Annotated in this window: 27 protein-coding genes; 14 read left to right on the top strand and 13 right to left on the bottom strand. The window is 63.6% G+C overall.

All coding sequences use genetic code 11. The features are described from left to right. Window positions 1-113: 113 nt before the first annotated feature. A complete protein-coding gene (locus ACFULT_RS04225) occupies window positions 114-2,018 on the top strand; it encodes an NAD(P)/FAD-dependent oxidoreductase (protein WP_037111787.1) in 1,905 nt (634 codons plus the stop codon). 794 nt (window positions 2,019-2,812) lie between these two features. Here ACFULT_RS04225 and ACFULT_RS04220 read toward each other — a convergent pair. From ACFULT_RS04220 to ACFULT_RS04200, 5 genes are all read right to left on the bottom strand, one after another. After that, the gene (locus ACFULT_RS04220; protein ID WP_378480703.1) at window positions 2,813-3,832 is read right to left on the bottom strand and encodes a hypothetical protein; all 1,020 of its coding nucleotides are present in this window, start codon (window positions 3,830-3,832) and stop codon (window positions 2,813-2,815) included. Between the two features lie 93 nt (window positions 3,833-3,925). After that, window positions 3,926-4,246, bottom strand: a complete 321-nt coding sequence (locus ACFULT_RS04215) for a hypothetical protein (protein WP_378480702.1) — start codon at window positions 4,244-4,246, stop codon at window positions 3,926-3,928. A 31-nt stretch (window positions 4,247-4,277) separates the two neighbouring features. Beyond that, window positions 4,278-4,493: a hypothetical protein gene (locus ACFULT_RS04210; RefSeq protein WP_037111791.1), complete on the bottom strand. Its 216-nt coding sequence runs from the start codon at window positions 4,491-4,493 to the stop codon at window positions 4,278-4,280. Between the two features lie 29 nt (window positions 4,494-4,522). Then, entirely contained in the window at window positions 4,523-5,782 is a 1,260-nt protein-coding gene (locus ACFULT_RS04205) for a hypothetical protein (protein ID WP_378480701.1), read from the bottom strand. Window positions 5,783-5,792: 10 nt separating this feature from the next. Continuing rightward, the gene (locus ACFULT_RS04200) at window positions 5,793-6,269 is read right to left on the bottom strand and encodes a hypothetical protein (RefSeq protein WP_378480700.1); all 477 of its coding nucleotides are present in this window, start codon (window positions 6,267-6,269) and stop codon (window positions 5,793-5,795) included. A 542-nt stretch (window positions 6,270-6,811) separates the two neighbouring features. Between ACFULT_RS04200 and ACFULT_RS04195 the strand changes: the two genes are divergently transcribed. Then, a complete protein-coding gene (locus tag ACFULT_RS04195; protein ID WP_037111795.1) occupies window positions 6,812-7,756 on the top strand; it encodes a manganese catalase family protein in 945 nt (314 codons plus the stop codon). Window positions 7,757-7,841: 85 nt separating this feature from the next. After that, window positions 7,842-9,188 (top strand): APC family permease, encoded by a 1,347-nt coding sequence (locus ACFULT_RS04190; protein ID WP_241483857.1) that lies wholly within the window; start codon window positions 7,842-7,844, stop codon window positions 9,186-9,188. Between the two features lie 26 nt (window positions 9,189-9,214). Here ACFULT_RS04190 and ACFULT_RS04185 read toward each other — a convergent pair whose 3' ends face one another. Further along, entirely contained in the window at window positions 9,215-9,994 is a 780-nt protein-coding gene (locus tag ACFULT_RS04185) for a CPBP family intramembrane glutamic endopeptidase (protein ID WP_378480699.1), read from the bottom strand. Window positions 9,995-10,256: 262 nt separating this feature from the next. Between ACFULT_RS04185 and ACFULT_RS04180 the strand changes: the two genes are divergently transcribed. The 3 genes from ACFULT_RS04180 to ACFULT_RS04170 are packed head-to-tail and all read left to right on the top strand — an operon-like array spanning window position 10,257 to window position 12,945. Next, window positions 10,257-10,994: a CPBP family intramembrane glutamic endopeptidase gene (locus tag ACFULT_RS04180; protein ID WP_378480698.1), complete on the top strand. Its 738-nt coding sequence runs from the start codon at window positions 10,257-10,259 to the stop codon at window positions 10,992-10,994. Window positions 10,995-11,035: 41 nt separating this feature from the next. After that, a complete protein-coding gene (locus tag ACFULT_RS04175; protein ID WP_378480697.1) occupies window positions 11,036-11,710 on the top strand; it encodes a hypothetical protein in 675 nt (224 codons plus the stop codon). Next, window positions 11,707-12,945 carry a PrsW family intramembrane metalloprotease gene (locus ACFULT_RS04170; RefSeq protein WP_378480696.1) on the top strand — a complete coding sequence of 413 codons (1,239 nt, stop codon included), beginning with the start codon at window positions 11,707-11,709 and terminating at the stop codon, window positions 12,943-12,945. The genes ACFULT_RS04175 and ACFULT_RS04170 overlap by 4 nt, the downstream gene beginning before the upstream one ends. Before the next feature lie 62 nt (window positions 12,946-13,007). Here ACFULT_RS04170 and ACFULT_RS04165 read toward each other — a convergent pair whose 3' ends face one another. The 5 genes from ACFULT_RS04165 to ACFULT_RS04145 form a co-directional block, all read right to left on the bottom strand. Continuing rightward, window positions 13,008-13,499 carry a hypothetical protein gene (locus tag ACFULT_RS04165; RefSeq protein ID WP_378480695.1) on the bottom strand — a complete coding sequence of 164 codons (492 nt, stop codon included), beginning with the start codon at window positions 13,497-13,499 and terminating at the stop codon, window positions 13,008-13,010. Between the two features lie 182 nt (window positions 13,500-13,681). After that, complete coding sequence (locus ACFULT_RS04160; RefSeq protein WP_378480694.1) at window positions 13,682-14,746, bottom strand: ABC transporter substrate-binding protein; 1,065 nt, start codon at window positions 14,744-14,746, stop codon at window positions 13,682-13,684. A gap of 91 nt (window positions 14,747-14,837) precedes the next feature. Then, on the bottom strand, window positions 14,838-15,170 hold the full coding sequence (locus tag ACFULT_RS04155) for a hypothetical protein (RefSeq protein ID WP_094719823.1): 333 nt from the start codon (window positions 15,168-15,170) through the stop codon (window positions 14,838-14,840). Window positions 15,171-15,223: 53 nt separating this feature from the next. Continuing rightward, on the bottom strand, window positions 15,224-16,141 hold the full coding sequence (locus tag ACFULT_RS04150; protein ID WP_378480693.1) for an SDR family oxidoreductase: 918 nt from the start codon (window positions 16,139-16,141) through the stop codon (window positions 15,224-15,226). 90 nt (window positions 16,142-16,231) lie between these two features. Continuing rightward, window positions 16,232-17,071, bottom strand: a complete 840-nt coding sequence (locus ACFULT_RS04145) for a helix-turn-helix transcriptional regulator (RefSeq protein ID WP_378480692.1) — start codon at window positions 17,069-17,071, stop codon at window positions 16,232-16,234. Window positions 17,072-17,166: 95 nt separating this feature from the next. Here ACFULT_RS04145 and ACFULT_RS04140 point away from each other — a divergent pair, with 95 nt between their 5' ends. Beyond that, entirely contained in the window at window positions 17,167-17,634 is a 468-nt protein-coding gene (locus tag ACFULT_RS04140; protein WP_378480909.1) for an NUDIX domain-containing protein, read from the top strand. 22 nt (window positions 17,635-17,656) lie between these two features. Here ACFULT_RS04140 and ACFULT_RS04135 read toward each other — a convergent pair whose 3' ends face one another. Both ACFULT_RS04135 and ACFULT_RS04130 read right to left on the bottom strand, forming a co-directional pair. Beyond that, entirely contained in the window at window positions 17,657-17,809 is a 153-nt protein-coding gene (locus ACFULT_RS04135) for a hypothetical protein (protein WP_378480691.1), read from the bottom strand. A 25-nt stretch (window positions 17,810-17,834) separates the two neighbouring features. Then, window positions 17,835-18,917: an EAL domain-containing protein gene (locus ACFULT_RS04130; RefSeq protein WP_378480690.1), complete on the bottom strand. Its 1,083-nt coding sequence runs from the start codon at window positions 18,915-18,917 to the stop codon at window positions 17,835-17,837. A gap of 147 nt (window positions 18,918-19,064) precedes the next feature. Between ACFULT_RS04130 and ACFULT_RS04125 the strand changes: the two genes are divergently transcribed. From ACFULT_RS04125 to ACFULT_RS04095, 7 genes are all read left to right on the top strand, one after another. Next, window positions 19,065-20,408, top strand: a complete 1,344-nt coding sequence (locus ACFULT_RS04125; protein ID WP_378480689.1) for a serine/threonine-protein kinase — start codon at window positions 19,065-19,067, stop codon at window positions 20,406-20,408. A 279-nt stretch (window positions 20,409-20,687) separates the two neighbouring features. Next, window positions 20,688-22,754 (top strand): MMPL family transporter, encoded by a 2,067-nt coding sequence (locus tag ACFULT_RS04120; RefSeq protein WP_378480908.1) that lies wholly within the window; start codon window positions 20,688-20,690, stop codon window positions 22,752-22,754. Between the two features lie 26 nt (window positions 22,755-22,780). Next, on the top strand, window positions 22,781-23,194 hold the full coding sequence (locus tag ACFULT_RS04115) for a DUF302 domain-containing protein (RefSeq protein WP_020110588.1): 414 nt from the start codon (window positions 22,781-22,783) through the stop codon (window positions 23,192-23,194). A gap of 43 nt (window positions 23,195-23,237) precedes the next feature. Beyond that, complete coding sequence (locus ACFULT_RS04110; RefSeq protein ID WP_019665717.1) at window positions 23,238-23,507, top strand: metal-sensitive transcriptional regulator; 270 nt, start codon at window positions 23,238-23,240, stop codon at window positions 23,505-23,507. Window positions 23,508-23,556: 49 nt separating this feature from the next. Then, window positions 23,557-23,925, top strand: a complete 369-nt coding sequence (locus tag ACFULT_RS04105; RefSeq protein ID WP_037139676.1) for a helix-turn-helix transcriptional regulator — start codon at window positions 23,557-23,559, stop codon at window positions 23,923-23,925. Beyond that, on the top strand, window positions 23,922-24,983 hold the full coding sequence (gene arsB / locus ACFULT_RS04100) for an ACR3 family arsenite efflux transporter (RefSeq protein WP_037111819.1): 1,062 nt from the start codon (window positions 23,922-23,924) through the stop codon (window positions 24,981-24,983). The genes ACFULT_RS04105 and arsB overlap by 4 nt, the downstream gene beginning before the upstream one ends. Continuing rightward, a complete protein-coding gene (locus ACFULT_RS04095; protein WP_037111821.1) occupies window positions 24,980-25,381 on the top strand; it encodes a low molecular weight phosphatase family protein in 402 nt (133 codons plus the stop codon). The genes arsB and ACFULT_RS04095 overlap by 4 nt, the downstream gene beginning before the upstream one ends. The last annotated feature ends 7 nt before the right edge of the window (window positions 25,382-25,388 follow it).

The raw sequence follows: 25,388 nt of genomic DNA, 5'->3' as shown, positions 1-25,388 counted from the left end.
AAGCCACATTGTCAAGGGTCGGAATCCGGCGTTGCACGCCTATTGCGTCAATTTGCCTAACTGTGGTTAGTTTGCGAGAGGCCCGTGCGACTCGTGCCACGAAGGAGGTTCCGGTGACCGTCACAGCCCCGACTGCACTGAGAAGAGATCGGCTGGTCCGAGCACTCGACGCGGCCAACATGCCCAGTCTCGTCGCAGTGCTCTATCAACTCACCGGCGACCGCACGTGGCTCGAAGACCCGTACCGCCCGACGCGCAGCCGCGGCATGGACGACAACGACAGCGGTGGCTTCGCACCCCATGTAGCCGACCTCATCCGGGCTGCCGCACTGGACGCGATCACCGACGGACGACCCCCAGCACTGCCGACGCCGACGGGAGACGAGCTGGTCGAGATGATCTCCGCCGCCGTCGGAGAATCCGTCCCTCCCGAGTTCGCGGAGATGGTCGCCGAGGACATGGGGTTCACCTCCGAACCCTCGCCCCAGGATTCTTCTGCGCCTGCGACGCCGTGCGACTTCTCGGTCATCGTCATCGGAGCCGGCGTGTCCGGCATGCTCGCCGCCATCAAGCTGCAGGAAGCCGGTATCGAGCACATCGTCCTCGAGAAGAACTCCGACGTCGGCGGTGGATGGCTCGAGAACACCTACCCCGGCGCGGGCGTGGACACACCGAGCCACCTCTACTCGTACTCGTTCGCACCGCGGTCCTGGACCACACACTTCGGCAAGCGCGACGAAGTGTGGCAGTACCTCAGTGATGTTGCGGCCGAACATGATCTGCGGGAGCGGATCAGGTTCGACACCGAGGTCGACTCCGCCGTGTATCAGCCGGACACACAATCGTGGACCGTCACCACGATGGACGGCGACACCCTGACGGCCGACATCGTCATCACCGCCACCGGCCAGCTCAATCGTCCCAAGGTGCCGAATATTCCGGGACTGGACACGTTCGACGGACCCATCTTCCACACCGCCGAGTGGCCCGACGGCCTCGACCTGCAAGGCAAGCGGGTGGCCATCGTCGGCACCGGCGCCAGCGCGATGCAGGTACTACCCGCAATCGCCGAGACCGTGGGGCACGCGACGGTGTTCCAGCGATCACCGCAATGGGTGGCGTCGAGCGACGTCTACTTCGAACCCATCGACGACGACGTCAGCTATCTCATGGAAGCCGTTCCGCTGTACCGATTGTGGTACCGAGTGCGGCTTGCCTGGAACTTCAACGACCGCGTTCACCCGTCGCTGCAGGTCGATCCCGAATGGGAGAACCCGAGCCGCTCCATCAACGCCATCAACGACGCGCACCGCCGCGTCTTCACGCGGTACGTCGAGAAGGAACTCGACGGTAGGCCGGACCTCATCGAGAAGTCTCTGCCCGACTACCCGCCCTTCGGCAAGAGGATGCTGCTCGACAACGGGTGGTACGCCGCGCTCAAACGCGACAACGTCACGTTGGTGACCGAAGGAGTCGCATCCATCGGACCGGACTCCGTCGTCGGATCGGGCGGACACGTCGCCGAGGTCGACGTCGTGATCCTCGCGACCGGATTCGAAACTCACAAGCTGTTGAGCCCCATCGACATTCGAGGACGATCCGGCGTATCGATCAAGGACTTCTGGGGACCCGAAGACGCCCACGCGCACCTCGGCATCACCGTCCCCGACTTCCCCAACCTGTTCCTCACCTGCGGACCGGGAACCGTGCTCGGTCACGGCGGAAGCTACATCACCATCGCCGAATGCCAAGTGCGCTACATCGTCGACCTGCTACGCACCATGGCGGACAACAACATCGGTGCCGTCGAATGTAAACCAGAAGTGGAACAGGACTACGTCCGACGCCACGACGACGCCCACTCCCGCATGATCTGGACCCACCAGGGCATGGACAACTGGTACCGCAACGACGCCGGCCGAGTCGTCTCCACACTCCCCTGGCGCATCGTCGACTACTGGAACATGACACGACACGCGGATCTCGACGACTTCGACGTCGAGAGCGCGAGGAGATAAGCGCACACCGGTCCTGGTGTAACAATTGCGCACGCGTGAGCCGGGATCCCGCCTGACGGGTACGCAACTGTTACGGCAGTCCCGGGCCGTTCGTGGGGTAGACCGACAATCCTCATCTGTGGTACCAATTTCCTATGACTTCATTCGACACGTCGAAAGGCGCATGAGCGCCTTCACGTTCACCACCTTCGGTCCCAGCGAACCGGGGTGTAGATCATGAAACTCGCAGAAGCGAGCACGTTCCGCGGTCGACGAAGATCGGACCGACCTCTTGCGCGGCGAGAAGCGCCCGAATAGACACTGGCTCAGCATATTCGACGCATCACGGTGTAGCGCGCACACCACAGTACAACTCGATCCACTCACCGGGCCTGCGTCTCCGTCATGACGCATCGACTATGACCCGCGTACAGCACAGAAGCAGGCGACCACGCACGAACAACGGGACCCTCGACTTGCTCGATCAGTGGCGCCGACGCGTGGAACGCGTCGAGCGGCGCGTAGCTTTCGAGTGCCGTCCCACATCGAACTTCGATACCTACCCGGCCATCGTCGCGGGACCGACCGGCTGTCCCGCATGTGACAGCCCGTTCACGGGCAACGGAACCCGAGACCGCCTCGAACGGATAATGCGGGGCAACAGCCGCAAAGCCCACCGCCTCAGGGCAGCAGTCACTCATCTCGACGAGAGGTACCGCGAGGCAACGATAGAAGTCGACGCACCTGCCGGGTTGCAATGGTGGGACCGACGCTTGCCATGGGCATGACGGCGCATCAACAGTTTTGGAGTAACTTCATTCGGTTCGCGTCAGGATCGACAGCACATCGGCGGGGATTGCGCGGTAATACCCGAACCCGGTTGCACGTTGACAACCATCGAGCTCGAACGACACGAACGAGCTGCCAGAGCCGTCTGGACGGCGCAATTCGGTCGACGCAATGCGGCTACTTCGTCTGTCGCAGGCCGGCGCCAAGGGCGCGTTCGCCACGGATCTCACAGTCGACGCACTGTCCTCTCGGCTGAGCGTCATCGCCTGTCCGACCACCGAGATAGAGGGGTCGAGGGGCTGTTCGGTCGATGTGGGGACGGTGCACAACTGGAGTTTGTCCACATCGTCCATCGGCATCACCAGGGACGGCACCACAGTGCTGTCGGGGGACTGTTCGCGTTCCTCGGCGGCAGCTACGTCCTCAGGTGTTGTGTTCTCGAATTCCCATCCATAAGCACCGGCAGCGCACGTGGTGTCGTATCGGTCGGTGTAACCGGTCGGGTGAGAGACGCGAGAGACTTCGGTGAGGTCGGCGAGGGCCTCGATCGGTGCGTTCTGAAGTCCGCACGGGCTCGCCGGCCAAGCCGGTCGAAACGCCTTGCCGACGTCGTCGACCAACCACAGACCAACCGGAGGCTTCATTGCATACGCACACGACGCCATCACGCCGTCGGGAAAGCGCTCCGATTTCGCAGAGAACGCAGCATCCACGGCGTCGATGTCACCTTCGAGCCGCACCGAATCCACCGTCATGAACCCAGCGTCGTCGGTGCCACGCTCGCAGCGAACCACCGCAACAGGCACAAACGCAGCCGGCGGGTATCCCGGAGGCGACGCATCGGACGTCAACGCCGGATCCCACGGTCCCAAGCCGGTCAGGTCTGTGTAGATGTTCTCCGCCAGACAGTCCTGGGACGAGTCCACCGTTGCGGTCGGTGGTCGGTACGAGACGCTGTCGACGAACGGATTCAGACCAGATGAGCACGATGAAGACACCACCGCCAGAACAGCTGCAAGGCACAGGAGAGACCTCACGCTGCTCATGATCGAAGGGTAGTCGCAGACTTTCGTCTTGCCAGTCGTATAAGGGCGCTACAGGAGCACAACCGAAGGGAAAGGCAGGACGAATACGGGTGCTCAACGACCGTTGACGTCCCAGATGTACAGCGTGGGTCCGAGGATGCCGAAGGGATTCAACAGATGCTTACGCCCCTGCGGATCGAGTTGATACGCCGACGTCTGCCCGTGGAACGACGAGCAGCGGATGTCAGCGGTTCCGTACGGACTGATCACCGCACTGCGCTCTCCAGTCCACGCATCCAGCGACCAGGGGACCGCGAACTGGTCGCTGCATGCATAGTCACTGAAACCCGCGTCCTGCGCCGACGCCGTCGGCGCAAAGAACACACCCAGACCGACAGTCAGTGCACCTGCGCCGAGTACAACCTTGATCCTCATACGACCGCCCGATGACGAGAACGACACGACTTCAGCTCGATCCGAACATGATCGGGAACGGGTTGACACCCTTGTCGGCGAGATAACCGAACCACCACAGCCACGACCACACGGGATAGAGGAAGTCGGGGAGCCACTCGTACTGCGGAGCCGACGGACTGCCGGGACTCGCATTGGCGGGTCCGGACGTGACGACCAGGATCACTCCGATGACACATGCAACGAACGTGGCGCGCACTGTATTCATACTCACGTATCGCCCAGTCCGAATCCGTGTTACGAGCCTCCGGGAACCTCACCTACATCCTCAGTGGTGCCGTTCGGCCGCCCTCGGCGCGCTTGAAGAAGCAGGTACGCCCCCGCCGCGGCCAGGACGGAACCGACGCTGATTGCCGTCGACGTCCACTCCCACCCGCTCGGAGAAAAGACAGGCTGCGCGCGTGTCAGTGGCGTGTAGGCCGTCCACCCGAACTCGGCGACGATCGGGACCGTCACTGCGATCGGGGTGGTCACGGCGATCACCGAGGCCGGTGGGCTCGTCGGAAGCAGCGACGAGAAAAGGAGTCCAAGGGCGACGGGCAGGATCACTACGGTGGCTGCCGATTCGATGGCGTCGAGCTGAGAATCGGCGAACAGTCCCATCGCTGCAACCAGCGCGATCAGTAGGAAACCCACTAGGGGAAGCGGACGCCGCCACCCCACCACGACGCCCACGATCGACGATGCAACGAACACGACCGCGGAAGCGAATCCCATCGAACCCGTCGTCTGAGCCGCCACGCACGCCAATGCGGCGAGTACGACGGTGCCGGTCGTCCGGGGCAGAGCGAACGCCGCGCCGACGAGCAACGGCACCACGGCGATGCCCAGAAGCCAGCGATCCTGCATCGCTCCGTCCGAACCGAGCCGGTCCACCGAGCGCACGAACAGCCAGTACAGAACCAGACCGCCGACAGGGACGAGAACTCCCACGGTCAGCACTCGTGTGCGGTGCTGCACCCGCTCGACAACCCCGTCGACGTTCGAGAGAACCAGCAGCACGACCAACACCGCAAGAGCTACGATAATGTAGTGCCCGGATGAATCGTTGGAGAGGTACTCGGCATAGCGGACCGGGCTCGATTCGATGTGCGGCACCAGCACCATGCCGGCGAGCACACCGACTACCAACGCGCACTGCATGGTTCGACGATTGCCACAACCGGCGAGCACCGCACAACCACCGAGAATCAACCCACCCGCGAGCGCACGCAGATGCATCTGCACGTCGAACGAACCGAAAGACACAGCCGCGAGCAGCACGACGCCGATACCCGTTGTCGCGTACACAGTTCGACGGCCAGTCACGAACACAGCCACCACGACGGCCACGACGGCTGCCACTGTGGCCGCCGCAGCCGCACTTCCGACGAAGACGTCGAGGCGGTCCCCTCCCGCGACGTACGCGAAGTTATGCGCCGGCGTGACTACCACCGCCCACACTGCCGTGAACGCACCGACGAAAACGGTCAGGTGAGCCAGTCCGCGGGATGCCATTCCAGAGATCTCAGGCGACCGTGAATCTGACAGTATTCGCCAAGGGGTTCAGGTATGTCGTGCTCACCGCGTTGGGCGTGACGACGACCGAGCCTCCACCGGATGGCATCGGGAAAGTGACTTCACCGGTCAATGGAACGAACGCCCGGGAATCGAAGGGAAGCAGGATCGACGGATTTCCACTTCCGGGACCATCCGAACCAGCAGCGGACAAGTAGTTCACTGAGATTGCGTTGTGGCACGGACCGGTGAAGAACGGAAGCCACGTGACGCTTACGGTGACTTGGCCAGGCCTGTCGTGCGGGGTGTGCACAAAACCGGTCAGCTGCCCGCTGCACGGGACCGAGAAATTCTCGCCCAGCGAGTACGCCACCGGTAGTGGCGTGAACTCCTGGTGATGCGCGTGCGCCACGGCCGGTACACCGAAAGCCGACGCCACGATTGCACCGGCAATCGCCACCGACCTCGCCACAGCTGATCTGATCATGAATGCGGACACTACAGCCTGGGCAAATCCGGCACACCCCGAACTTTGCCTACGCACGCTCGACAGACGGGCAGCTCGGGACCGGCCGGACGCAACAGAACGGCCGCCGGTTTTCCGGCGGCCGGGATACACAAGTCGATTCAGGTGGTCACAACTACGCGGCTGCGACGTCGTCCGCATCGAGAGGCGGCACAACTGTGAGAGACCGAGCTTCGGGAGCCAGCCCGAGAATCGATTCCCACCACGCCTGCCGCTGAACGTTTTCTTTCCATACCACTACGTCGTGCTCGTCATGCATACGTTTATTTGCCCTCCGCCGTCTTCGGTAGCCGTGTCGCGCAAATGCAGGAGTGCCCCGAAGACTGCGGTACCAAACCGGACCTCCGGTCGGATGTGATGTTTCTCCCTGCCATCCAGGGGTATAGCCGGAGGGCTGATGCATTCCCAGCACGCCTCCGAAGGCGGAAAAGCGACAGTCAAGTCTCGGCGTCGCAGACAACCCGATCGTTCACGCTCGATGCACTGCTGTCCTAGGGAGAATCGTGTATCTACACACCGAACAATTGATCAACGACATCGCCGTCGACGAGCCGGATCCGGCCGCTGCCAACGCCCTTCAGGAGGGCCTGGGCGGACAGTTCGGCGAAATGCGCACCATGATGCAATACCTGTTCCAGTCCATGAACTTTCGCGGAGATCCGGCATCGAAGCCGTACAAGGACCTGTTGCAGGGCGTCGGTACGGAAGAGATCAGCCACGTCGAACTCATCGGCACCACAATCTCCCGTTTGCTCGACGGATCCCCCGAATACAACGGCAAGAAGACGGACCCCGTCGACAAGCCCGGCGCCAAGGGCGCTACACCCCTGAAGATTGCTTTGGACACCAGCAACATTCACCACTACCTCGTCGGCGCACAGGGTGCCCTCCCGGTCGATGCTGCAGGAAACCCATGGTCGGGTTCCTACGTCTACAACAGCGGCAACCTCGTGCTGGACCTGCTGTACAACCTGATGCTGGAATCGACGGGCCGACTTCAGAAGTGCCGCATCTACGAGATGACCGACAACAAGACTGCCCGCTCGACGATCTCGTACCTGATCGTCCGCGACCAGGCGCACGAGAACGCGTTCGCCAAAGCACTGGAAAGCTTGGGCGTGAATTGGGGCTCGGTGCTGCCGATCCCCAAGACCAACGCGGAACGGTTCCCCGAGGTCAAGAAGTTGCTGGACAAGGGCTTGCAGAGCATCCAGTACACCTTCAGCGCCGACGACAAGAGCCAGGCGGCCAAGCTCTACCGCGGCGCCTCACCGTCGAACGACGGAACCGAATTGTCCACGGCCATCATGCCGGAAGGCGTCCCCATCAAGATCTCGCCCGAGCGGCGCGAGGAGTTCTCACCGGGCCTCGACAAGGATCTTCTGGCGCTGATCCAGGCCACCGCCGAGGTGGAGATCGCTGCAGCGAACGACCCGAAGGTCAAGTAATACAACTGAATCAAGACAGGTGGAGGCGACGCGGTGACACCGCGTCGCCCTCCACGTGTTTCCCCACCACATCACGGAGGTTCGCATGCGACCGAGACGGACCCACGACGGAGCGATCGACGCGACGCAGGATCGGCAGGACACCACACCTCTTGCTCGCGCGATCAGCGGCAAGATGCTGTTCGTCTTCATCCTCGGCGATGTGCTGGGAGCCGGCATCTACGCCCTCGTCGGCGAAATCGCGGGAGAAGTCGGCGGCGCCGTCTGGGTCCCCCTCGTCGTCGCCCTGGTGATGGCGATGCTCACCGCCGCGTCCTATGCAGAACTGGTCACCAAGTACCCCCGCGCCGGCGGCGCCGCCGTATTTGCTCAGCGCGCTTACAAACTCCCGATCGTGTCGTTCATGGTCGGTTTCTGCATGCTGGCGGCCGGCGTGACCAGCGCAGCCGGCCTGGCACTTGCCTTCTCCGGCGACTACCTGCAGGTCTTCGTGGGCGTTCCCACCGTGCCCGCAGCACTGGCATTCCTGGTCATCGTCGCCCTCCTCAATGCACGCGGCATCACCGAGTCTCTCCGCGCCAACCTCGTCATGACGGTGGTCGAGGTGTCCGGCTTGGTCCTGATCATCGCGCTTGCAGGACTGGTGCTCGGGCGCGGCGACGGCGACCCGTCCCGCGTTCTCGAGTTCGACGACAGCTCCACGCCCGCCCTGGCGGTGCTCGGTGCAGCGTTGCTGGCGTTCTACTCGTTCGTCGGATTCGAGACCTCCGCCAACATCGCCGAGGAGGTGAAGGATGTCCGTCGCGTCTATCCGCGGGCACTCTTCGGGGCACTCGCCGCGGCCGGAGCGGTGTACGCACTGGTCGGCCTCGCCGTCACCACCGTCGTACCGCCGGAGGCCCTCGCCGCGTCGAGCGGGCCTCTCCTGGAAGTGGTCGACGCCGCCGACGCCGGCATCCCCGCGTGGTTCTTCAGTCTCATCGCACTCGTCGCCGTGGCGAACGGAGCGTTGTTGACCATGATCATGGCCTCACGGCTGACCTTCGGAATGGCTCGCGACGGCCTGCTCCCCTCCGTCCTCGCCAAGGTCCTTCCCGGACGCCGCACGCCGTGGACGGCAATCATCGCCACCACCGTCGTCGCGATGGGACTCTGCCTCACGGGATCGGTAGCAGCCCTGGCGGAAACCGTCGTGCTGCTGTTGCTGTTCGTGTTCGTCAGCACCAACGTCGCCGTCCTCGTCCTGCGTCGCGACCACACCGGCGAGGACCACTTCCGCGCGCCGACGATCCTGCCGATCCTCGCGCTTGTGACCTGCGTGGTGTTGGCCACCCAGCAATCCGCCGAAACCTGGCTTCGCGCAGCACTACTCCTGGCCGTAGGCGTCCTGCTGTACGTCGTTCGCCGTTTCACCACCAAGGCATCTCGGTGACGATTGCCGAGGACCGAAATCGCGTATCAGGTTGCGACTGCGCCGAGTACGAGCGGTGTGCCGAACAGAAGCCAATCGCCCAGAAGATGCGTTGCGTACGACAGCCAGAGGTTCTTGGTTCGGATATAGACGTAGGTGTCGAAAATTCGTCCCACACCGATAACCAGCAAGCACTGCGCCCAGTTCCAGTCGTAGGTCGGCAGATGCGAGAGCCCGAACACGATCGAGGTGACGATCAACGCCACCACCACAGCTGAGTTTCGGCCCAACCCGAACTTCTGCACGAACAGATAGAGCAGCGCCAGGAACGGAAGGATCACGAACAGCTCCTCGCCCATGATCTGGATGGCGCTGCTTACCAAGAAATGCAGAGCGTCTCCAAGGGAGGAGTCGACGAGTTCGTCGGCTTCCGGGTTGCCTGCCGTACCGACGGTGGCACGCACGATCACGTCCATGACCGCCGCCACTACCAACCCGAGGGCGATGAAACCGGCAACCAGTCCGAAATCTCGGATCGCGACGCGGTGGTAGAGAGCCGTCCACCGGCCGCGAGTCACAACGGCGAGAGCAACCAACGGCAACAGGGGAAGCGCCACTATCGGGATGAAAGACAGGATTTCATTCTCGAACTCGACCGTGACCAGAATGGCATAGGCGACGAGAACTGCGACGACCACCAGAATCCATTGATGACCGCTCACCCAGACCGGCTTGCCGTTGTAATACGGAAAGTCGAGGCCGTCCTGGCGTTCGATGCGACGGCCGAACCGTTGCGATGCCGGATCGTCGACGCGTTCGTGAGTCATCGGTATCCTTTTCTGACCTGATCGGACGTAGCGCTGCAATTCGGTCCTGGAACCAGGTTTCCTGTAGCTGACTGTGCGAGAAGCTCTTTGGATTCTGGAGGTCCTGAAAACCTAGCAAACAACGCCACCCATCGGCATCGATGACGAATTCTTCAACCGAAGTCGGGTTTCGCCGCGCAGGATGGAACGCCTAGCCCTAACGTGAACTGTTATGACGAGCCGAGCGCCCTCATCCCCGACCGTTTCCGGACGCCGACTTTCGGTGGGAGGATTCGTTGCCATCGCCGTGATCTATCTGGTCATAGTCCAAGGGCTGAGCTTCTTCATGTCCAGGAACGACGACGTGAAATACGCAGCCCCAGCCGATGTGGGACAGCTATGGAGTGCATATCTCCTGCCGGTCGCGGTCTCCTGCGTATTCGCCTACGGCGTCGTCGCCTATCTGGGGTGGTGGCGACCGGTATGGATCGACGACCGCCCCGTACAGGGCTGGTTGATCTTCGTACCGATCCTGATGGTCCTCACGATCGTCGTCGTCACCGACTACAGCGCACTGGCTGACAAGGGCGCGACGTTCTCCATCCTGCTTCTCGTCATGTGCCTGTTGGTCGGCCTCACCGAAGAGACAATGTTCCGCGGGATCGGAGTCACCGTCTTTCGGCGCAACGGCTTCACCGAAGGCAAGGTAGCGCTGTGGAGCACCGTCCTGTTCGGAGTCGCGCACTCCACGAACCTGATTTCCGAGGGCCCCAAAGCGTTCATGCAGGTCTTCACCACCATCGTGGCCGGCTACTTTCTCTACATCATCAGACGACGTACCGGAGGACTTCTGATCCCCGCACTCATCCACGGACTCTGGGACTTCTCGCTCATCTCCGGCCAGGTCATTCCCGACGAGCTCTACCCGCTCGGCCTCCTCGCGATCCTCACCATGGTGGTCCTGGCCATCGTGCTCTTCGTTCGCCGACGCCACATCGAACCGCACGGATCCGCAACCTGACCTGTGCACTGCACCGACCACACACTTGGACAAGGAGTTCCATGTCGACGACATCCCCGCCCCGATCGCCCGCCTTCGATGATTCGACGCCTGCGCCATACGAGCCACCGGACTCGTGGATACCCGCCGATCAACGCAAGCTCGGACTCGACCGCCGCACGATCATCCCCGGGCTCGTGGTGCTGGTGATCGCCGCGTTCATCTCCTTCGGACCGACCGCGCTCGACGGCCGGATCGACTACGACGACCCGACTGTGTCCGGGGACGTCATCGCCGTCGGCGAGGACGTCACCTTCACCCCGATCCCGGGGTGGAACGTCATAGCAGGACTGCGTGAAGGTGAGCCCGCCGCAGGTGGTGAGTACCCGACGGAGGCGGTGCTGACCAAAGGCGGTGTGACGTTCGAACTTCAAGCGGCCTCGTACGACGGCACGCCCGACGACCTGCTCGATCGGATTCGAGACAACCAAGAGGCCTACGGAATCGAATCGCCGGTCGTCGAAAGCAACACCGTCGCAGTGACCACCGGTGACGGGCATCGGGGTGTCATGGCCAGTTACGACGGACCGAACATCGACGGCATCATCGCCGCGTTCGTAGGCAACGGCACCGGGCTGGAAGTCGTCGCAGTGTCACCGACCAACTACGACAAACAGTCGACCGACGACGTCGCCCGCATGATCGAGAGCATCACCATCTCCGGGGAGAACCAGTGAGTACAACACAAGGAAGGCATTCCACCGCGACCGACGACTCCACCGACGGTGCAGTCGACAACGGCCGAACCGCCGAACAGGTGCGCGCGCAACTCGATGCGATCGAAGCCTCGGGCCGTGCCGCACGCTTCCACTTCGCCCAACCACGCAACCTGTGCTGGTGGGTCTTCGTCGTATTCGTCGGCTACGGTGTGCTCGGCGCATTCACCGAGTTCCCGACACCCCTGAAGGTCTACGGCGCCGCCATCGGCGCGTCGATCACACTGCTGGCGATCTACGGAATCGTGCTGTGGTGGTTCACCCGTCACATCGACCGATACTCGCCGGTACCGGGAAAGCTGATTCTCACCGCGCTTGTATGGGGTGGCTTCGCTGCGACGATGGGGATTGCGATCTGGGCCAACACACCTCTCGGGTCGATCTACGCCAAATTGTTCGGACAGCAGTTCGCGGCCGACTGGAGTGCCGCTTTGGCCGCGCCGTTCACCGAGGAGATATCGAAGGGCCTCGGCGTCGTACTGCTGATGTATATCGCGCCCAAAGTGATTCGAACCGCGTTCGACGGGTTCGTCGTCGGCGCCTTCGTCGGACTCGGGTTCCAGATAGTCGAAGACCTGCTGTATGCGCTCAACGTGGCCGCGTCAGGATTCGGGGTCGATCCCGGACAGCACGCGTTCCTCAACGCAGTCGTGCGTATGGTCACCGGACTCTCCGGCCACATCGCATATTCGGCGATCTTCGGTGCGGGCGTCGTCTATCTACTCGGCCGTCGCCCTGGTGAGCCACGAAACCTCGCACGTGGACTCGGGTTGATCGTGCTGGCAATGCTGATGCACGGGGTGTGGGATTCGATGTCCGCGCTGTTCCCGTCCTCGTCCTTCCCAGTGTCGATGGCGCACATCGCGATCGCCGTAGTCGTGTTCCTCGCCATCGTCATCTGGGTGTTCCACCTGGTAGTGAGCAAGGAACGAGGGTACTTGCGAGACATCCTCGCGCCCGAAGCAGCCGACGGTGTTCTCACCGAGGACGAATTGACGGCGATCACCGGAGATCGTAAGCAGCGACGTCGATTCCGCACAGCGCAGAAAGGTCGAGCCGCCAAACACCGCGAAAAATGGATCATCGCTGCCGCTAGCGACCTCGCCGACCACATTGCACGTGACCGCGGCGCGAACACCCCGGCTGTGCAGTTCGCGCGATCCGAGGTGCTGCGGCTTCGGAACCGCAATACCTGACAAAGCGTGAAAACCACGAACGGTCCGTCACCTTCGGTCGAAGGGCGGACCGTTCGTGTCGGTCAGCCCTGCGAGGTGCTGTCGAGAGTTTTCACAAAGTCGTCGATCCCCAGATTTCCAACCGGGGCTGTTTCGACTTCGAGCGCAACACCCGAGGTGGTGTCCGTGAACGTCAGATGCAGAACAGTTCCGCGACGGCGATGTGTCACATTCAGGTGGCGGCGTGGAATCTTCACCAGCAACCCCAAGTTCTTCCACGAACCGAACAGACTTGAACGCTTACGCGCCAACGCATACAGCGTCGTCTCCGACAGGGCGAGCACGACCGACGGCGGCATCTTCTGACGGCGTTCGGCCATACCGCGGCCAGCCAAGAGGCCACCGACCTCCCATGCCGTGGTCGAAGAACCGCCTCCGCCCACACCCGCGCCGAGACCCATACCCACGGCCCCGGCAAACGTCGACCCCTTCGGAACAGTCAACGCGACGTCGAGAATCCGATCACCACCGACGGCCGCCTGCGCCCCTGCACGAGCCTTGTCCTCACGCGACATGACCACTCCCGATCCTCACGTGCTCCCGGCCGGTCACTTCTGCGCCGCGAACACTCTTCATGTGACTCCTGAATGTTCCCGTTTTCTGGACTGATTCGTCCCGAATCAGGTTAATCGAATCGGTCGACTTCCGCCCCGGGACCACCGGCACAACGCGAATGGATCGGCCCCGCCGGACCGGTCTAGGTCAGAACCGCAGACAGCTTGGGCACCAGCAAGTCGGCGAGCTCTTCGTGCGCGAGAGGGCCGACGGACCACGCTCGACCGAAGTGGCCGGTGAAGTCCTGACGCTCACCGTCGTAGGTGACAGTGTTGTCGGCCGCCAGGTTCAGAATCACGGTCCGGCCCTCCTGCACACTGGGGAGCCGCTGAAGCAGGGGGCTCGAATACCAGGCGTCGAACTCCGCCTGGTCGGCAGCCTGATTGGAGATCACGAGAACGTCGCCGGTCAACGTGCCCAGCAACTCGTCGCTCAGTTCTCCGTCCTGCGGCAGCACTGCGGCGTTGGTGTTCTCCGCAAATCCGAAGGAGGTCAGCAGCGCCTCGGGCTCACTGTCGATGGTGTTCATGAAGCCGGTGCCACTGCCGCCTCCCCAGTACACGAGGTAGTCGACGGTCTTGCCCTCGAACTCGGGGTGCTCGGCGCGGATGTTCTCGAAGGTGGTGCCGTACTCGTCGATGAACTGCTCAGCGCGGTCGGACAGGTCCAGAGCTTCACCCAGAAGACGAAGCCGGTCTTCCCACAGGGGTGCCTCGATGCCGGCCGGTGCGCCGACGACAGGTGCGATGTCGGCCAACTGCTCGGTGTCCACGGGGTCCGCCGCCAGGGTGTCGACGACGAGGTCAGGCGTGGTGTTGGCTACCTGTTCCGCCGGATACGCGGTGTCGCCGATGGGCCAGACCGTCTCGATCTCACCCGGGATCTTCTCGACCGCCCACGGATAGAAGTCGATCTGCTCGTCGGTCCCCACCGGCGTAACACCCAGTGCAGCAAAAAGGTCCGCGTCCCAGGAACTTGCCATCACCACGCGCTCGGGACGCTCCTCGATCACTGCCGGACCGGTCGCGGTGTCCACGGTGAGCGGATACACGGTCTTGCCCTCCGCCGCCGGCAGCAAGGAGTCCGCAGCCGCGGTGGATTCCGCCGCCGAGTCGCTGTTCCCGGAGCACCCCGCAAGAGCGATCACGGTAATCGACGCGACCGCGACACCACGAAGGGCAGCAGACATCCTGGTGGAAACGTTCATCGTGATGGGATCCTCCGGACTCGTCGAACGCCACAGCGGCGCCCGAGAGGGAGGTTAGACTAACCTTCCTTGGCTGTCCAGATTGTCGGAGTCAGACCTCGGGTGGCTCGTATTGGCCGTACAACCCGCGAGGCTCACCACGCAGGAACGCCTGATGCTCGGCGTCGGCGCGCGACCGGAGATCCGCGCGACGGCGCTCCTCGAGCTCGCGTCGAGCCTGACGTTGAACCGCACTGTCCTGAATCAACCACAGCGCGACGGCCAGGATCGCAACCGCACCGAACAACAACCAGAACCGCAGTACCAGGCCCAAGGCCATGACGGCCACCAGCAGAGCAGTGACGACCAGCCTGACATCGCCCGCGTTCCATCGCCACCCGCCCGCGCCGTAGCGCGAACCGTCGTCGATGGTTCTGCTGGCCATATCACCCACGGTACCGGCGCAGACCGGCGAGCACCGCCCGATCTCGGCATCGGCTACCGGGCGAGCAACTCCTCCGACAGGTCCCACAGCCGTCGGGCGTCGTCCATGCCCGTCATCGTCTTCCACATCGACAGAAGCGCGGGAGGGCCGCCGACGACGCGGGTAGGGCCGTAGAACTCGTCCCCTTCGGCGTGGATACCCGCCGCTGCGACCACCGCAGGCATCGCTGCACTGTCCACGCTGCCGGCGATACCCACGCGGGCCAACGCGTCGACGGCCCTCCGCGCGAGCGTGTCCTTGTTCCTCCCCATTCCAGGCTGAGCAGCAAGCAAATTCGTCGGGGACACACCCGGATGCGCGATGTTGCTGGTAATCCCCCACCCGCCCTGCTTGCTCCGAGCATCGAGTTCACGCGCGAACAGCGCGACCGCGATCTTCGACTGGCTGTACGCCTTGCCGACGTCGTAACTGCGTTCCCAGTTCGCGTCGTCCCAGTTGATTCCGCCGCTACGAGCAGCAATGGACGTCTGATTGGTGACCCGGGCGCGACCGTCGCGCAACAGCGGTAGAAGTCCCCGGGTGAGCGCGAAGTGACCGAGATGATTGGTGCCCATCTGCAATTCCAGACCGTCCTGGGTGACCTGCCTGTTCGGTGGCTGCATCACACCGGCGTTGTTGACGAGGATGTGAATCGGCCTCGCCTCGGTGGTCAGTCGATCGACAAGCGCTGCAACGGATTCCAGAGACGACAGATCCAGCGCCCTGATCGAGACGTTGGCCCCCGGCACAGTTGCTCGGATCTGCTCCGCGACCCGCTCGCCCTTCGTCGAATTACGCACGGGTAAGAGCACTTCGGCGCCCGCGGCAGCGAGACGCGTCGCTATGACACTGCCGATACCGTCGCTGGCGCCGGTGACGACAGCCAGCTTGCCTGTCGAGTCGAGAAGTTCTGTACTGATCTTGCGTGCCATGATGCAGCTCCCGTCGAAGTGGATGTGTGAACACAAGTTTCGGCGCATGGAACCCGACGAACCAGGACCTACCGATCCACCTCTATCCGCTCACAGACCAGGCTCGGCGCCGACGACCGCGAGGAGCTGCAGCTTCTCGTAACTTTCACTGCCGGGGACAGCGGTGTAGACAAGGAGGCGATGCGACTGGTCCGGGTCCAGCAGCGTCTGACACTGCAGCTCCAGCCTGCCGACGGAGGGGTGATCGAATCGCTTGACGTCCGGCGGACGCAGGCCCACCTCGTGGTCCGCCCACAGCCGCGCGAACTCGTCGCTCTCCGACTCCAACATCTCCACCATCGTCGCGGCAGGCGACCCCGGACCCCGCACCGCCACCACCTCACGCAAGCCCGAAACGTAGAGCCGCGACAGGAATTCACGCTCCTCGGGTGGATAGAGCTCACGAGCGGCAGGATCAGCGAACCACCGGTAGCCGAGGCTTCGCGACGGCCCATTGCGTAGCGAAGCATCGCCGGTCAGCGCCACACCGAGAGGAGTTTGCCGCAACGTCTCGCCCAGTTCGGTGATGACCTCGGCAGGAGTGTCCTGAAGCCGATCCATGATCCGCAGCAACCCGGGGCTGACGTGTTCGCTCGCCGACCCCCGCGCCGGGGGACTGTGTCCCGCCAGACGGAAGATGTGATCACGCTCCGCCAGCGTCAGATGCAGCCCTTGAGCGATGGACGCGATCATCTCGGCGGACGGCCGAGGACCGGTGCCGCGCTCCAACCGCGCGTAATAGTCCGTGGACATGTGAGCCAGCTCCGCCACTTCCTCACGCCGCAGCCCAGCAGTCCTCCTCCGCTGACCACGCCGCAACCCCACGTCCTCCGGCTGCAACAACGCCCGACGGCCGACCAGGAACGCCGCCAACCCTTCGCGATCGATCATGCCCTGTTCTTACCGTCAGCAGCCGGGCATTACCAGGACTCGAGAATCCACCCATGCAGGATGGAGACATCGACTCACCCGAGGAGAAGGACACCATGGCCAAGCTGAGCGCTGGAATCATTTTGTACAGAACGGTGAACGGTGAGGTCGAAGTCCTCATCGGCCACCCGGGAGGGCCGTTCTGGGCGAAGAAGGACGAAGGCGCGTGGTCGATCATCAAGGGTGAGTACGAGGACGACGAAGATCCCTGGGCCGCAGCTCAGCGCGAATTCCTCGAAGAAACCGGCTCACCGGTGCCGGCGGGCACAGACCCGATACGGCTCACACCCGTCAAGCAGCCCAGTGGAAAAATCGTGACGGCCTTCGGCGTCGACGGCGACCTCGACGCGGCCGGCGCACAGAGCAACACCTTCGAAATGGAATGGCCGAAGGGATCGGGAAACATCGAGACGTTCCCGGAAATCGACAGGCACGAATGGTTCACCTCCGACGAAGCCGAAGCCAAACTGCTCGGAGGCCACCGCCCGATCCTCGCCGAGCTGCTGAGGTATTTGCCCATCTGACGCGGTACGTGCGACTCCGTGCCTAAGAACCGGTCCGCTGGAGCAGGGTGGTGGCGGCGTCGAGGACCACATCGCGGTCGTAGGTCAGTCGGTAGTCGTACATGCAAGTACCGTCGGGTGCCGCGCCGACGGGAAGGGCAACGAGCGCGACGGTCAACACGGGCGAAACCACCACGATCGAATGTTCTTCGGCAAGTGGCTCATCGGGTCCGACGGTTACCTCGCGAAAGCGATGACGGGCATCGCCGGTATCGGGACGAACCGACTCCGGATCTCGTGTGCCGAAGACAACCGTCAACGCACTGTTCGCCGCAACGTCGTTCACTTCGGCGGCGTGGATTCGGTTGAGAGAGAGCGACGATCCGGTCGTCACAAGGACGATCGTCGACGGTCCCGCAGTCATCGCTGAGCAGCAATCCCGATCCGAGTGCGCCGACGAGAGCTTCGTCCGCACGCCGCGACCGCGTTGCCGCACTGACCACTCCGTACGGGGTCACTGCCGCCGGGGCGCGGACGGTCACCGCGACGTCGCGCGCTTCCGGATCCACACTCCTCGCCCCACCGCCGAACGCCGGAAGCGGCGCGGGCGGGCCGAACAGATAACCCTGACCCCAGCTGGCGCCCATGTTCAGTGCCGTCCGCAGGTGTTGCTCGGTTTCGATGCCCTCCGCGACGATCCGCGCACCGGTCCGATCGGCTTCCGCTGCGACCGCCGACACGACAGCTGCGGTGTGCGCCGTAGGCCGGCTCTGCACGAGCCCCATGTCGAGCTTGATCACGTCCGGTCGGAGGAACGGCAGCAGCGCCAGGCTCGACGAGTCCGCACCGACGTCGTCGACGGCCACGCGCCAACCCAGGTGCCTCGCGTGTTCGACGGCTCGCAGCAGACGCGCAGGATCTCGGAGGAGGTTCCGCTCGGTGATCTCGATGACGATCGACATCCCACGGGCCTGAGCGAGCAGCGTCGACGACTGACGAGGCGGCGAACTCTCGAGCGCGACGGGCTCGGCATTCACGAACAGCATCAACCCATCCGGCAGACCTGCGTCGAGAGCTCCGCGCAGAGCCGTCAATCGGCATCGCCAATCGAAGTCGGCAATCACGTCGTGCGATTCCGCTGCCGACAGCAAACCTGGCGTCGTCGGCCAGGGACTACCGGGGCCTGCCCGGGTGAGGGCCTCGAACCCGACGATGCAGTTGCTGTCGAGGGCAACGATCGGCTGATACACCGAATCGATGTCGACCGTGAGCGGTGAGGCCGCAGCCGTGTCGTGGTGGCGCACGTGCCCGTCCTCCTTGCTGAAACCCGACGAAATCCACCCCACCCGGCCTTCATCATGCCCTGCGCGTCGCCTGGGCACCGGGTGCGGGGCGAAGACACGACGATATGGTTCGACGTAATCGCACACTCGGATCGGACGGACACATCGATGGTTGGATCGGATCGGCACCGTCCATCGGACGAGCAGTTCCTGTTCGCCGGGCGGTATCGACTCGGCGAGGTTCTCGGCCGCGGCGGCATGGCCGAGGTGGTCACGGCCGTCGACGACGTGCTGGGCCGATCGGTGGCAGTGAAGATCTTCGCCCACGCCGGGCCGCAGGACACGTCGGGACGCATCGACGCCGAGAAGCGCACACTGGCCTCGCTCACCCACCCGAACCTCGTCGCGCTGTACGACGCGGGCGAGGCAGCAGATCCCGGCGGCGTGGTCGTTCCGTACCTGGTGATGGAACTCGTCGACGGCCCCACCCTGTCCGCATTCCGCTACGGCCGCGCACTGCCGCCGCAGGTCGTAGCCCGAATCGGCGCCGAGTTGGCCTCTGCGCTGACCTATATCCACAGCCGCGGCGTCGTACACCGCGATATCAAGCCAGCCAACATCCTGATCGCAAGTCCCGACGGCCCGGACGACAACCTGTTCACCAAACTCACCGACTTCGGAATCGCTCGCATCGTCGACGGCATCCGCCTGACCGACCACGGCACCACCGTCGGAACCGGGCATTACATGAGCCCCGAACAGGCAACCGGCACCGCCGCCGGACCGGCAACCGACATCTACAGCCTGGGCCTCGTCCTCATCGAATGCCTCACCGGACGCATGGCGTTCGAAGGCAGCGCCGTCGCCGCCGCGATCGCACGCTTGCACCGCGACCCGGTGGTTCCCGACGCTGTCGGACCCGAGTGGGCGGCGCTGCTCACCGCCATGACGGCACGCGACCCCCAGAACCGTCCCGACGCCGCCCAACTCAGGTCGCGACTGCAGGACCTCACCCGCACCGGACCCGCAGCTGGGGCCACCGCCGCACTGGACCCGCAGTTCCTGACGGCCTCGGTGACCACCGATCAGATGGCGGTCCAGCCAGTGACCACCCGACGACGCAAGCTCTGGATACCGATCGCTGCCGCAATGACCGCACTTGCTGTTGCCGTTGCCGTTGCCGTTGCCGTTGCCGTCGGATGGTCGAGCTTCGGTAGCGACGACACCCCTGTCCCCGACGCCGTGCAGACATCCCCTGTGACATCCCCTGCGACATCCACCGAGCCGACGCCGCCCCCGACCACCATTCCTCCGGAACTGCCGATCACCACGCCACCGGCCGCAGTCACACCCGCACCCGCTCCCCAACCTCAGGCACCCGTCGTTCCTCCCGCGCAGAACGGCAACGGTAACGGCAACAACGGAAATGGGAACGGCAACAACGGCAACAACGGGAACTCCAGCAACGGAAACAGCAACGGCAACGGCAACTCTGGAAACGGCAGGAACTGACCGATTCCTCGTCGCATGACGGGGGTCGACCGACCCGAAGACTTAGATACCCCCCGGGGTACTTGCATACCCCCCTAGGTATGTGCCACAGTGAGCATCGGCAGAGCATGTCGCCCCAACCCTCGCGGCTCACCCACCCGAGAGACAAGTGGGCCCATGTGTATACCCCCACCCGTATCAGGAGAAATCATGGCCGAGTTCGACACCGCGCCGGCGCCCAGCCGCGTCGCCCCTGATCGAGCCCGCACCCTCGGTGCGCTCGGTCGCCTCGGAAGCGTCATGGTTACACGCCGCCGATGGGTGTTCGGGATCTGGCTCATCGCGCTCGTCGCACTGGGTTCTGTAGCGCCGTCCGTCTTTTCGTCGCTCGCAGGTGCCGGTTGGCAGGCCAACGGGTCCGAGTCGGTTCAGGTCCGCGAACTCGCCCAGCACCATTTCGGCGGAAACTCCTCCGCCGCGGTCCAGGTCGTCGTTCACTCCGACACCGCAGCCATCGATGACCCCGCGGTGCAGCAGACACTCACCGACGTTGCGGCTGTGTTCGACGGCGACACCCGCTTCGGCGACGTCATCGCCCCACAGCCGGGGATGACCATCAGCCCCGACGGGCACACCGCGATACTCATCGCCGGCGCCAACGCGAGCACCGACGATATGGTGAAAGCCGTCGACGACGTCAAAATGCAGCTCACTGCACTGTCCCGGGACGGTATCGAGGTCTACCCCACCGGATCCTCAGCGCTCTGGTCGGACTTCAACAAAGCCAACCACGATGCGATGATTCAAGCCGAATTGTTCTCGTGGCCGGTCACATTGGCGATCATGGTGCTCGCCTTCGGCTCGCTCGTCGCCGCAGGTTTGCCACTGCTGCTCACCGTCGCCGGTCTCGTCGCCTCCGCAGGCGGATTGGTGCTCCTCAACGAGGTGACGCCCATTTCGGTGTGGGCGATGAACTTCGCGATGATGTTCGCGCTCGCACTCGGTATCGACTACGCCCTGTTCATCGTCGCCCGTTTCCGCGACGCTCTACGTGCGGGCGACCCACGCGCCGCGGTCGCCGAGACCATGGACACCGCAGGCAAAGCAGTGGTCCTCTCCGGACTGACCGTGCTGGTCAGCCTCTCGGCAGTGTTGCTCGTTCCCGCGCCGGCCGTCCGCACCATGGCCGTGGGAATCATGCTCGCCGTCGGCTTCGTCCTGGTCGCGACCATGACACTGCTGCCCGCCACACTGGGCGCGCTCGGCACCAAGGCCAACTCCGCCTCGTTGCCGTTTGCCAAGCGTCAACACCATCGCTCCCCGAAATTCGCTGCATGGGGCGAACTGCTCCACAAACACCCCTGGCCCTTCGCACTCGTCTCCGTCGGCATCCTTGTTGCCCTCGCACTGCCGGTGCTGGGACTGATGGTCGCGATGCCGTCGATCGCTGTCGTCCCCGAAGACGCACCGGTCAGGCAAGGGTACGAACTGGTGCAAGCGCAGTTCGGCAACGGCGCACCCGGTGCACTGCAGATCGTCGTCCCGACCACCGACGCAGCCACGACGGCGACCACGGCGAGCGAGGTGGACGGGATCTCGATGGTCACTCCACCTCAGCTCGCAGCGGACGACTCCGATTACGCACTACTCCAAGCTCTTCCCGACGTGGACCCCTCCGACGCTGCCATGGGCACGATCCTCGGCGACCTCCGCGCACAGCTGCCGGACTCCGCGCTCGTCGGCGGCGCACCGGCGGAGAACCTGGACCTACAACAGGCCCTGAACACTTACCTCCCGCTCGTCATCGGGATCATCCTCGTGCTCGGCTTCCTCCTGCTGCTCGTTGCTTTGCAGGCACCACTGATCGCGATCCTCGGCACCGGAGTCAGCCTTCTCTCGACCGCTGCGGCATTCGGCGTCGCGAAGTCGATATTCCAGGACGGGCACGGCGCGTCGCTACTCGGTTTCACGCCGCAGGGCTTTCTCGACGGCTGGGGACCTGTGTTCTTCTTCGCGATGATTTTCGCGATCGCCATGGACTACACCGTGTTCCTGCTCGCTACCGCCAAGGAGCATTACGAACGTTCCGGCGACCCGAAGAAGGCCCAGGTCGACGGTCTCGCTCACTCCGGACGTGTCATATTCGCCGCCGCCGCGGTCATGGTCGCAGTATTCTTCACCTTCGCGCTCTCCGATCCACTCCCACCGAAGGAGATGGGCATCATCCTCGGGGTCGCGGTTCTGCTGGACGCGTTCTTGATCAGGCTGATCCTGCTCCCGGTCCTGTTGCGGCTGAGCGGCCACGCCGCCTGGTGGTCTCCCTCGTGGCTCCGCAGTGTCCTGCCGTCGATCCACTTCTCGCACTGAACACGTACTCGAAAGGAATCTCAGCCATGAGCATCGCACTGTCCACCACGTTGGCCGACACCGACTTCGGCACCGTCGTCCAATCAGTCAAGGCAGCATTGTCCGACCAAGGATTCGGCGTACTGACCGAAATCGACATGCAAGCCACCTTGAAAGCCAAGCTCGGCGAAGACATGGAGCAGTACCTGATCCTCGGTGCGTGCAATCCGACACTCGCGCACCGCGCCGTCGGAGTCATGCCACAGATCGGTTTGCTCCTGCCGTGCAACGTGGTCGTCCGCGCCGACACCGCAACGCCAGGATCGGTGATCGTCGAGGCAATGAACCCGGACATCATGGTTCAGGCCACCGGCGAACCCGGGCTCGCCGACGTCGCCGCCGAAGCCACCACCAAGTTGCAGGCAGCCATCGATGCACTGGGGGCATGCCCCCGGGGGTAACCTGGGACGCACTTCGCTACACCGCACAACGAGGAGCCTCACCATGATCGGCGACGAAGACAGCATCGCACTGGTACTGAACCGCCTGCGCCGCGCCCACGGACAACTCGCCGGCGTGATCGGCATGATCGAGAACGGGCGCGACTGCAAAGATGTCGTCACCCAACTTGCCGCCGTATCCCGCGCGCTCGACAAGGCAGGCTTCAAGATCGTCGCAACGGGTCTTCGCGAATGCATGACCGGTGAGACCGCCGACAACAGAGAGCCGATGACCGAAGCCGAACTGGAAAAACTCTTCCTCGCATTGGCCTAGGTTTTGCGCGGGCCTTGACGCCTGATTCGACAAGAGTCAATATAGACGAATGTCGAATCAGACCCTGCCGATCGAAGCCGTCTCCGCAGGAGAATGCTGCTCGCCACTGGTTCGCGAGCCGCTGACGGTCGATCGATCGGTAGACCTGGCTCGCATGTTCAAAGCCTTGGGTGACCCGGTGCGGTTGCGCTTGCTCAGCCTGGTCGCCAGCCACGACGGCGGCGAGGCATGCGTCTGCGACATCTCGCCACACTTCGACCTGTCGCAACCTACGATTTCCCACCACTTGAAAGTGTTGCGGGAGTGCGGACTGCTCGACTGCGAGCGACGCGGAACCTGGGTGTACTACTGGGTCGTTCCGACTGCACTGGAAGAACTGTCGACCGTCCTCGGCACAACGACGTCGGTGACCTCGTGAGCACCACGACCGTCGTCGGGAAGCTCTCGACGCTGGACCGGTTCCTCCCGGTCTGGATCGGCGTGGCCATGGTCGTCGGCCTGCTGTTGGGACGGTCGATACCCGGATTGAACGACGCTCTGGCGGCCGTGTCGATCGACGGCGTCTCGCTGCCCATCGCAGTCGGCTTGCTGATCATGATGTATCCGGTGCTGGCGAAGGTGCGCTACGACCGACTCGACACCGTCACCGGCGACCGGAAGCTTCTCGTCGGTTCGCTCGTGCTGAACTGGATCCTGGGTCCGGCACTGATGTTCGCTCTGGCGTGGATATTCCTGCCCGATCTGCCGGAGTACCGAACCGGACTCATCATCGTCGGCCTCGCCCGCTGCATCGCCATGGTCATCATCTGGAACGACCTCGCGTGCGGAGACCGTGAAGCCGCCGCCGTGTTGGTCGCGATCAACTCGGTGTTCCAGGTGATCATGTTCGCCGTTCTCGGGTGGTTCTACCTGTCGGTCCTTCCCGGATGGCTCGGTCTCGAGCAGACCACCATCGAGGCGTCACCGTGGCAGATCGCGAAGTCGGTGCTGATCTTCCTCGGCATCCCGTTGGTCGCAGGCTTTGCATCGCGCTACTTCGGCGAACGCGCCAAGGGCAGGGAGTGGTACGAGTCGACGTTCATTCCCAGGATCGGGCCGTGGGCGCTGTACGGCTTGCTGTTCACCATCGTCGTTCTCTTTGCGCTGCAGGGTGATCGGATCACGTCACAGCCTCTCGACGTCGTACGCATCGCACTTCCGCTGTTGGTCTACTTCGCGGTGATGTGGGGCGGCGGCTACGCCCTCGGCGCCGCGATGGGCCTGGGGTACCAACGCACCACCACACTCGCATTCACCGCTGCGGGCAACAACTTCGAGCTCGCCATCGCCGTCGCGATCGCCACCTACGGCGCCACATCCGGGCAAGCACTCGCCGGAGTGGTCGGACCACTCATCGAAGTACCGGTCCTCGTCGGACTGGTGTACGTATCCCTGGCTCTACGCAAGCGGTTCACACTCGAAAGGACGTACCCATGACGAGCGTGCTGTTCGTATGCGTGAAGAACGGCGGCAAGTCGCAGATGGCTGCCGGACTGATGCGCAAAGCCGTCGGCGATTCCGTCGAGATCCACTCCGGCGGAACTGCGCCCGGAAGTACTGTCAATCCTCTGTCTGCGCAATCGTTGCTGGAAGTAGGCGTCGACCTCACCGGCGAACGCCCCAAGCCCATCGACCCCGAACTCCTCGCCCGGATGGACTACGTCGTCACTCTCGGCACCGAAGCGAAAGTCGACGCCGTGGAAGGACCGACGTTCGAGAACTGGGACACGGACGAGCCGTCGGAACGCGGAATCGACGGTATCGAACGCATGAGACTCGTGCGCGACGACATCGCCACCCGCGTCGACGATCTCGCCCGACGCATACTCCGTTAGGCCTCGA

This window comes from Rhodococcus sp. NPDC057297, from assembly GCF_042667435.1.
Lineage (GTDB): Bacteria > Actinomycetota > Actinomycetes > Mycobacteriales > Mycobacteriaceae > Rhodococcoides.
This window is presented reverse-complemented; position numbering and strand designations above follow the sequence as displayed.

What these genes read in the sequence shown, in the direction of transcription:
- ACFULT_RS04220 (WP_378480703.1), bottom strand. Translation starts at nt 3,832, where the DNA reads ATGAGCAGCGTGAGGTCTCTCCTGTGCCTTGCAGCTGTTCTGGCGGTG.
- ACFULT_RS04215 (WP_378480702.1), bottom strand. Translation starts at nt 4,246, where the DNA reads ATGAGGATCAAGGTTGTACTCGGCGCAGGTGCACTGACTGTCGGTCTG.
- ACFULT_RS04210 (WP_037111791.1), bottom strand. Translation starts at nt 4,493, where the DNA reads ATGAATACAGTGCGCGCCACGTTCGTTGCATGTGTCATCGGAGTGATC.
- ACFULT_RS04205 (WP_378480701.1), bottom strand. Translation starts at nt 5,782, where the DNA reads ATGGCATCCCGCGGACTGGCTCACCTGACCGTTTTCGTCGGTGCGTTC.
- ACFULT_RS04200 (WP_378480700.1), bottom strand. Translation starts at nt 6,269, where the DNA reads ATGATCAGATCAGCTGTGGCGAGGTCGGTGGCGATTGCCGGTGCAATC.
- ACFULT_RS04190 (WP_241483857.1), top strand. Translation starts at nt 7,842, where the DNA reads ATGCGACCGAGACGGACCCACGACGGAGCGATCGACGCGACGCAGGAT.
- ACFULT_RS04185 (WP_378480699.1), bottom strand. Translation starts at nt 9,994, where the DNA reads ATGACTCACGAACGCGTCGACGATCCGGCATCGCAACGGTTCGGCCGT.
- ACFULT_RS04175 (WP_378480697.1), top strand. Translation starts at nt 11,036, where the DNA reads ATGTCGACGACATCCCCGCCCCGATCGCCCGCCTTCGATGATTCGACG.
- ACFULT_RS04165 (WP_378480695.1), bottom strand. Translation starts at nt 13,499, where the DNA reads ATGTCGCGTGAGGACAAGGCTCGTGCAGGGGCGCAGGCGGCCGTCGGT.
- ACFULT_RS04160 (WP_378480694.1), bottom strand. Translation starts at nt 14,746, where the DNA reads ATGAACGTTTCCACCAGGATGTCTGCTGCCCTTCGTGGTGTCGCGGTC.
- ACFULT_RS04155 (WP_094719823.1), bottom strand. Translation starts at nt 15,170, where the DNA reads ATGGCCAGCAGAACCATCGACGACGGTTCGCGCTACGGCGCGGGCGGG.
- ACFULT_RS04150 (WP_378480693.1), bottom strand. Translation starts at nt 16,141, where the DNA reads ATGGCACGCAAGATCAGTACAGAACTTCTCGACTCGACAGGCAAGCTG.
- ACFULT_RS04145 (WP_378480692.1), bottom strand. Translation starts at nt 17,071, where the DNA reads ATGATCGATCGCGAAGGGTTGGCGGCGTTCCTGGTCGGCCGTCGGGCG.
- ACFULT_RS04140 (WP_378480909.1), top strand. Translation starts at nt 17,167, where the DNA reads ATGGCCAAGCTGAGCGCTGGAATCATTTTGTACAGAACGGTGAACGGT.
- ACFULT_RS04125 (WP_378480689.1), top strand. Translation starts at nt 19,065, where the DNA reads ATGGTTGGATCGGATCGGCACCGTCCATCGGACGAGCAGTTCCTGTTC.
- ACFULT_RS04120 (WP_378480908.1), top strand. Translation starts at nt 20,688, where the DNA reads ATGGTTACACGCCGCCGATGGGTGTTCGGGATCTGGCTCATCGCGCTC.
- ACFULT_RS04115 (WP_020110588.1), top strand. Translation starts at nt 22,781, where the DNA reads ATGAGCATCGCACTGTCCACCACGTTGGCCGACACCGACTTCGGCACC.
- ACFULT_RS04110 (WP_019665717.1), top strand. Translation starts at nt 23,238, where the DNA reads ATGATCGGCGACGAAGACAGCATCGCACTGGTACTGAACCGCCTGCGC.
- ACFULT_RS04105 (WP_037139676.1), top strand. Translation starts at nt 23,557, where the DNA reads ATGTCGAATCAGACCCTGCCGATCGAAGCCGTCTCCGCAGGAGAATGC.
- ACFULT_RS04095 (WP_037111821.1), top strand. Translation starts at nt 24,980, where the DNA reads ATGACGAGCGTGCTGTTCGTATGCGTGAAGAACGGCGGCAAGTCGCAG.